At 64.7% G+C, this 6216-nt stretch carries 7 protein-coding genes; 6 read left to right on the top strand and 1 reads right to left on the bottom strand.

Annotated elements, in window-relative coordinates; translation table 11 throughout:
- Positions 1–1374, bottom strand: a 1374-nt coding sequence (locus Q0L94_RS16405; protein WP_296755385.1) for a PhoH family protein, incomplete at its 3' end; no start/stop codon positions are given.
- Positions 1375–1541: 167 nt separating this feature from the next.
- Here Q0L94_RS16405 and Q0L94_RS16400 point away from each other — a divergent pair.
- The 6 genes from Q0L94_RS16400 to Q0L94_RS16375 all read left to right on the top strand — a co-directional run bounded on the left by Q0L94_RS16400 (position 1542) and on the right by Q0L94_RS16375 (position 6205).
- A complete protein-coding gene (locus Q0L94_RS16400) occupies positions 1542–1925 on the top strand; it encodes an HIRAN domain-containing protein (RefSeq protein WP_296755382.1) in 384 nt (127 codons plus the stop codon).
- Between the two features lie 5 nt (positions 1926–1930).
- The gene (locus Q0L94_RS16395; protein ID WP_296755380.1) at positions 1931–3034 is read left to right on the top strand and encodes a PQQ-dependent sugar dehydrogenase; all 1104 of its coding nucleotides are present in this window, start codon (positions 1931–1933) and stop codon (positions 3032–3034) included.
- A 193-nt stretch (positions 3035–3227) separates the two neighbouring features.
- Positions 3228–3914, top strand: coding sequence for a tRNA (adenosine(37)-N6)-threonylcarbamoyltransferase complex dimerization subunit type 1 TsaB (tsaB, locus tag Q0L94_RS16390; RefSeq protein ID WP_296755378.1), 687 nt, complete (start codon positions 3228–3230; stop codon positions 3912–3914).
- Complete coding sequence (gene rimI, locus Q0L94_RS16385; RefSeq protein ID WP_296755375.1) at positions 3911–4378, top strand: ribosomal protein S18-alanine N-acetyltransferase; 468 nt, start codon at positions 3911–3913, stop codon at positions 4376–4378. Before tsaB ends, rimI begins: the two co-directional genes overlap by 4 nt.
- Positions 4372–5028, top strand: coding sequence for a uracil-DNA glycosylase (locus Q0L94_RS16380; protein ID WP_296755373.1), 657 nt, complete (start codon positions 4372–4374; stop codon positions 5026–5028). Before rimI ends, Q0L94_RS16380 begins: the two co-directional genes overlap by 7 nt.
- Before the next feature lie 124 nt (positions 5029–5152).
- Positions 5153–6205, top strand: coding sequence for a class I SAM-dependent methyltransferase (locus Q0L94_RS16375; protein WP_296755370.1), 1053 nt, complete (start codon positions 5153–5155; stop codon positions 6203–6205).
- Positions 6206–6216 lie beyond the last annotated feature (11 nt).

Here is a 6216-nt window from a genome sequence, read left to right as displayed (position 1 = left end):
GCGCTCGCCGCGTTGTAACGTTATGTGACCGGAGTGCGGCCAGCCCTTGAAACGATCGACGACGTAGGTCAGGCCGGAGCTGCCTTCGGTCAGGTAGGGCGTGTCGATCTGCGCGATGTTGCCCAGGCAGATCACCTTGGTGCCCGGGCCGGCGCGGGTGATCAGGGTTTTCATCTGCTTCGGCGTCAGGTTCTGCGCCTCGTCGATGATCAGGTATTTCTTCAGGAAGGTCCGGCCGCGCATGAAGTTGAGCGACTTGACCTTGATCTTCGAACGGACGATATCGTTGGTCGCCGCCTTGCCCCAGTCGCCGCCATAGGGGCTGCCGGTGTCGTCGGAATGAGTGAGTACTTCGAGGTTGTCCTCCAGCGCCCCCATCCACGGCGCCATCTTCTCTTCCTCGCTGCCCGGCAGGAAGCCGATATCCTCACCGACCGGCACCGTGACGCGGGTCATGATGATTTCAGCGAAGTGCTTGTTTTCCAGTGTCTGGGTCAGGCCGGCGGCCAGTGTCAGCAGGGTCTTGCCGGTGCCGGCCTGGCCGAGCAGGGTGACGAAATCGATCTCGGGATCCATCAGCACGTTGAGCGCGAAATTCTGCTCGCGGTTGCGCGCGGTGATGCCCCACACATTGTTCTTGTGGTGGCTGAAATCGCGCACCGTGACCATCTCCGCCTGCTTGCCCTCGACCTTCAGCACTTTCGCGTAGAGCGGGTTGGGACCTTCCTGGAAGACGAATTCGTTCGGCAGCAAGCTCGAAACCAGCGGTCCCTTGATGCGGTAGTAGGTGTGGCCGTTGGCCTGCCACGATTCCATGCCCTTGCCGTGGCTGTCCCAGAAATCGGCCGGCAGTTCGCGCAGCCCGGCGTACAGCAGATCGGTGTCTTCCAGCACCTTGTCGTTGAAGTAGTCCTCGGCGGGCAACCCCAGCGCGCGGGCCTTGATGCGCATGTTGATGTCTTTCGACACCAGGATGACCTGACGCTTGGGATAGTGGCGCGACAGAAACAGCACCACGCCGAGAATCTGGTTGTCGACCTTGCTGGTCGGCAGGCTCAGCGGGATGTCGCCGGCGATCGCCTGGGTCTGCAGGAACAGGCGGCCGGTGGCGGCGTTGTGGCTGTGCGGCGCGAGCGGCACACCTTCCTCGATGCTGTCGAGCTTGCTGACGATTTCGTCGATGAAGCGCGTTGACTGGCGGGCGTTGCGCGACACCTCGGTCATGCCCTTCTTGTGCTGGTCGAGTTCTTCCAGGGTGGCGATCGGCACATAGATATCGTGTTCTTCGAAGCGGAACAGGCTGGTGGGGTCGTGCATCAGCACGTTGGTGTCCAACACGAACAGCTTGGTTTTGGCGACGGCTTTTCTCGGCATGGTGGGCTTGGCAGGCGTGGGGAAGTTGAGAATGCATTCATCCTACCTCAAGCGGCTGGCCGCTTGTCGAGTGAAAAAAGTAAAGCCGAAAGCTCCGGGCCGGTGCGAATCGGGAGACGGATTTCCCACTAGAATGCCTGGTTTGGAACCAGAGATTCGGATTCCCCATGCGTCGTCGGCTGGCGTTGCTGTGTCTGATCGGGCTGTGGATGCAACCGCTCCACGCACAGGTTGCCGCGCATATCCTGCTGCAGGATTCGCCGCTGGCCGGGTTTCAATACCACGCGGGCAAGGCGCTGTGGCCGCAGATGCGGGCCGGCGATGCGCTCGCCCTGGTTCGCGAGCCGGACAATCCGCACGATGCCCGGGCGGTGCGGGTGGAATGGCGGGGCCACAAGATCGGCTACGTGCCGCGCCGCGAGAATGCCGACGTGGCGCGCCTGCTCGATCGGGGGCAGGCCTTGAGCGCACGCATCGTGCGGCTGGCCGAGGTGCGCGACCCATGGTCACGGGTGCGCTTCGAAATCCTGATTCCTTTACAGCCGGAGTGAACACCATGAAGCGATTGATTGTCTCTCTGGCCATGGCGCTGGCCTGGCTGGCGCAAGCCTCGACGGCCGCGTCGTCGGTGCCGGCTTTGCCGCTGTCCAGCCTCAGGCTGCCGCCGGGATTCCAGATCGAGCTGTTTGCCAGCGTACCCAACGCGCGGCAGATGGCGCTCGGAAAAAATACGCTGTTTGCCGGCAGCATGCGCGCAGGCAAGGTCTACGCAATTCCATTGCAGGCGCCGCACACGCCGGTGGTGATTGCCGCCGGTCTCGAAATGCCGGTGGGGGTGGCATTCCGCGATGGCGATCTGTACGTGTCGGCGGTCGACCGCATCCTGCGGCTGCGCAATATCGAAGCGCGCCTGAAAAACCCGCCGCGCCCGGAAATCGTCAGCAGCGCCTATCCGGCCGACACCCACCACGGCTGGAAATTCATCACCTTCGGACCGGACGGCAAGCTCTATGTGCCGGTCGGCGCGCCATGCAATATTTGCGCGCCCGATCCGGACAAGTACGCCGTCATCACCCGGCTCGATGTGGCCAGCGGCAAGATCGAGGTGGTCGCGCGCGGCGTGCGCAACAGCGTGGGCTTCGACTGGCAGCCGCAAAGCGGCGAACTGTGGTTCACCGACAACGGCCGCGACTGGCTGGGCGACGACGCGCCGCCCGACGAACTCAATCGCCTGAGCCGGCCGGGCCAGCATTTCGGCTATCCGTATTGCCACGGCGGGAATATCGCCGATCCCGAATTCGGCCAGTCCCGCCGCTGCGACGAATTCGAGCCGCCGGTGCAGAATCTGGGTGCGCACGTGGCGAGCCTGGGAATGCGTTTTTACCGCGGCAAGCAGTTCCCCGAGCGATATCGGGACGCCGTCTTCATCGCCGAGCACGGCTCGTGGAACCGCAGCCGCAAAAACGGCTATCGCGTCAGCGTGGTGCGCTTGCAGGGCAGCCGCGCGGTGAGCTACGAGCCCTTCGTCACCGGCTGGCAGCAAGGCGAGTCGGCCTGGGGGCGTCCCGCCGACGTGCTGGTGATGCGCGACGGCAGCCTGCTGGTGTCGGACGACCAGGCTGGCGCGATTTACCGGGTCAGCTATCGCGGCAACCGGTAAAATATCGGTGCTCCGAACTGGAAATTAGCGACATAAAAATGCCGAAACCGTCCCCATCCTTTGTTGCCGCGCTCGCCGGGTGTCCAACCCGGCTGCGCGCGCCGTCGCGGCTGGAAACGGTTTCGGCATTTTTATTCTGCGAAGGTCTTTTCGGGGCAAAGTCCCGGCCGCGAATGTCCAGTTCGGAGCACTCATGAAATTGCTCGTTCTCGATACCTCGACCGAATGGTGCTCGGCCGCGTTGTGGCTGGATGGCCGTGTCCAGGCGCGGCGGGTGCTGGCCGAACAGCGGCACAGCAGCCTGTTGCTGCCGATGGTGGACGAGTTGCTGCGCGAATCGGCCATCGGCTTGCGCCAGCTCGACGGCATCGGCTACGGCGCCGGCCCCGGCTCGTTTACCGGCCTGCGCATTGCCTGCGCCGTGACGCAAGGCCTGGCGCTGGGCGCCGACCTGCCGGTGGCCGGCGTCTCGACACTGCAATCGATCGCCGAACAGACCGGCGCGGAGCGGGCGCTGACCGTGCTCGACGCGCGCATGGCCGAGGTCTACTGGGCGGCGTATCAGCGCGACGGCGCAGGCTGGCGTGCCGTCAGCGAACCCGCCCTGGCGCTGCCCGAATCGGTGAGCGTGCCGGCCGGCGGCGGCTGGGTCGGCGCCGGCAACGGTTTCGCCGCACTGGGCGAAGTGTTGCGTCCGCGCCTGGCGACGCTGGCGCGCATCGACGACACGCTGATGCCCGATGCCGCGGCGATGGCGCCACTTGCCGCCCGGGCATTCGGGCGCGGCGAAGGCATGGACGCAGCGCTGGCCGCCCCGATTTACCTGCGTGACAAGGTGGCGCTGACGGTGGACGAGCGTCGCCGGAAAAAGACCGCATGAGTGCCGTATTCGAAATCGCACATCGCCTGCGGCCGATGACCGAGGCCGACCTGCCGCGCATTCACCGGATCGAACTGGCGAGCTACGAATACCCGTGGAGTCCAGGCAACTTTGCCGACTCGCTCCATGCCGGCTACAGCATGTGGGTGCGCGAAGCCGAAGGCGAGGTGATCGGTTACTACGCGATGATGGCGGCAGCCGGCGAGGCGCATCTGCTCAACCTCACCATCGCGCCGATGTGGCGGCGGCACGGCCTTGGGCGCGATCTGCTCGACCACTGCCTGGCGCGTGCCTGCGATCACCATGCCGACAGCGTCTTCCTGGAGGTGCGCACTTCCAACAGCGCCGCGATCGGGCTGTATCACGGCAGCGGTTTCGTCGATCTGGCGGTGCGGCGCGGTTATTACCCGGCACGCGACGGCCGCGAGGATGCGCTCATCATGAAAAAGGACTTGTCGTGCTGAGCCGGGACGAGGTGTTCGACGAACTGGGCATCGGCCCGCTGTGGCGTCTGCGCGAAACCCCTGTCGCCAAGACGGCTGCCGCGTCGCTTCAGCCGCGCCTGAGCTGGGAGGCGCTTGCCGATGCCGTCGCCCATTGCACCGCCTGCAAGCTGCACCTCACCCGCACCCAGGGCGTGCTCGGTGTGGGCGACCGCAATGCCGACTGGCTGATCGTCGGCGAGGCGCCAGGGGCGGACGAAGACCGGCTGGGCGAGCCGTTCGTCGGCCAGGCGGGCAAGCTGCTCGACGCCATGCTGGCAGCCATCTCGCTGCAACGCGGCGACAATGTCTACATCGCCAACCTGCTGAAATCGCGCCCGCCCGGCAACCGCAATCCGGAGCCGGACGAGGTGGCGGCGTGCCGGCCCTATCTGCTGGCACAGATCGAACTCATCCAGCCGAAACTCATCCTCGCCCTGGGGCGCTTCGCCGCACAGAATCTGCTCGACACCGACGAGGCGATCGGCCGCCTGCGCGGCCGGGTGCACCGGTTCCAGGGCGTGCCGCTGGTGGTGACCTACCATCCGGCCTACCTGCTGCGCAACCTGGCCGACAAGGCGCGCGCGTGGGAGGATCTGTGCCTGGCGCGGCGGACGATGCAGGGGCTGTAAAAAGCTTTTTATCCGCGAAGGGCGCGAAGAAACGCGAATAAAATCAAAAGAATCCTTAGGGGTTTTACTTCGCGCTTCTTCGCGTCCTTCGCGGATCGTTTTTGTTTTTGGAACAGTGAATCTTATGAAACTCCTGCATTCCGCGCTGCGCTTTCGCGTCAATTATTTTTCCGATCTGGGCCGCCATCAGGTGGTGGTGTGGATGCCGGGCGACACGCCGCCGGTCGACGCCCAGGTGGACGTCGGCCCCAAGATCGAGCACGAGGTGCCGAACGAGGTGTTCCGCAGCGATATCGCGCCCCTGAAGCAGGGGCGCTTCTACCCGTCGCAACTGCTGCACGCCGACGATGCGCCAGGCCCGATGTTCCGCGTGACGAAGCTGAACGAAACCAGCTTCGTCGCCAATTTCAGCCATCCGCTGCAGGGCCGCATTTTCAGCATCGACAGCGGCAAGAGCGATGTCTCGACCGACCCGGTCGGCAAGGTCGAACAGTTGCTCGAATGGAGCGGCATGGAAACGCAGATGCAGACGCCGACCGATTTCGAGGGGCCGGATGCGTTCAGCCGCGAGGACGAATTCCCCGACACCGAGTTCTACACGGTCGCCCGCAAGGTCACCCACGTCGATGCGGTGTGCGCGCGCCGCATCCAGGCGCTGTACCGCACCGTGCTGCCGGAGAACGCGCGGGTGCTCGACCTGATGGCGGGATGGCGCTCGCACCTGCCGGATACGGTGCAATCTGCCTTTGGGCTGGGACTGAACGCTGAAGAACTCGCCGACAACCCGCAGCTGGCTGAACGCATCGTCAAGGACATCAATGCCGACCCGACGCTGCCGTTTGCCGACGCCAGCTTCGACGCCGTGGTGTGCACCGTTTCGTTCGAATACCTGACACAGCCGCACAGGATCGTCGCCGAAGTCAGACGGGTGCTGAAGCCGGGCGGCATGTTCGTGGTGACGCTGTCGCACCGCTATTTTCCGCCCAAGGTGATCAAGCTGTGGACCGAACTGCATCCGATGGAGCGCATGGCCTGGGTCGGCACGCTGATCAAGCAGGCTGGCTTCAGGAAGGTGGAGACCTACGTCGAGCGCGGCCTCAAGCGCCCCAAGGACGACCGCTACGCCGACAAGTTCAGCGAATCCGACCCGCTGTTTGCCACCTGGGGCGTGGCGTAGACTAAGCTCAC

This window comes from Thiobacillus sp. (genome assembly GCF_024708915.1).
The sequence above is the reverse complement of the archived record's forward strand: the minus strand, read 5'-3'. Positions and strand labels throughout refer to the sequence as shown.

Excerpts from the sequence above, each read along its gene's own strand:
- tsaB (WP_296755378.1), top strand. The coding sequence starts at position 3,228 with ATGAAATTGCTCGTTCTCGATACCTCGACCGAATGGTGCTCGGCCGCG.
- Q0L94_RS16395 (WP_296755380.1), top strand. The coding sequence starts at position 1,931 with ATGAAGCGATTGATTGTCTCTCTGGCCATGGCGCTGGCCTGGCTGGCG.
- rimI (WP_296755375.1), top strand. The coding sequence starts at position 3,911 with ATGAGTGCCGTATTCGAAATCGCACATCGCCTGCGGCCGATGACCGAG.
- Q0L94_RS16400 (WP_296755382.1), top strand. The coding sequence starts at position 1,542 with ATGCGTCGTCGGCTGGCGTTGCTGTGTCTGATCGGGCTGTGGATGCAA.
- Q0L94_RS16375 (WP_296755370.1), top strand. The coding sequence starts at position 5,153 with ATGAAACTCCTGCATTCCGCGCTGCGCTTTCGCGTCAATTATTTTTCC.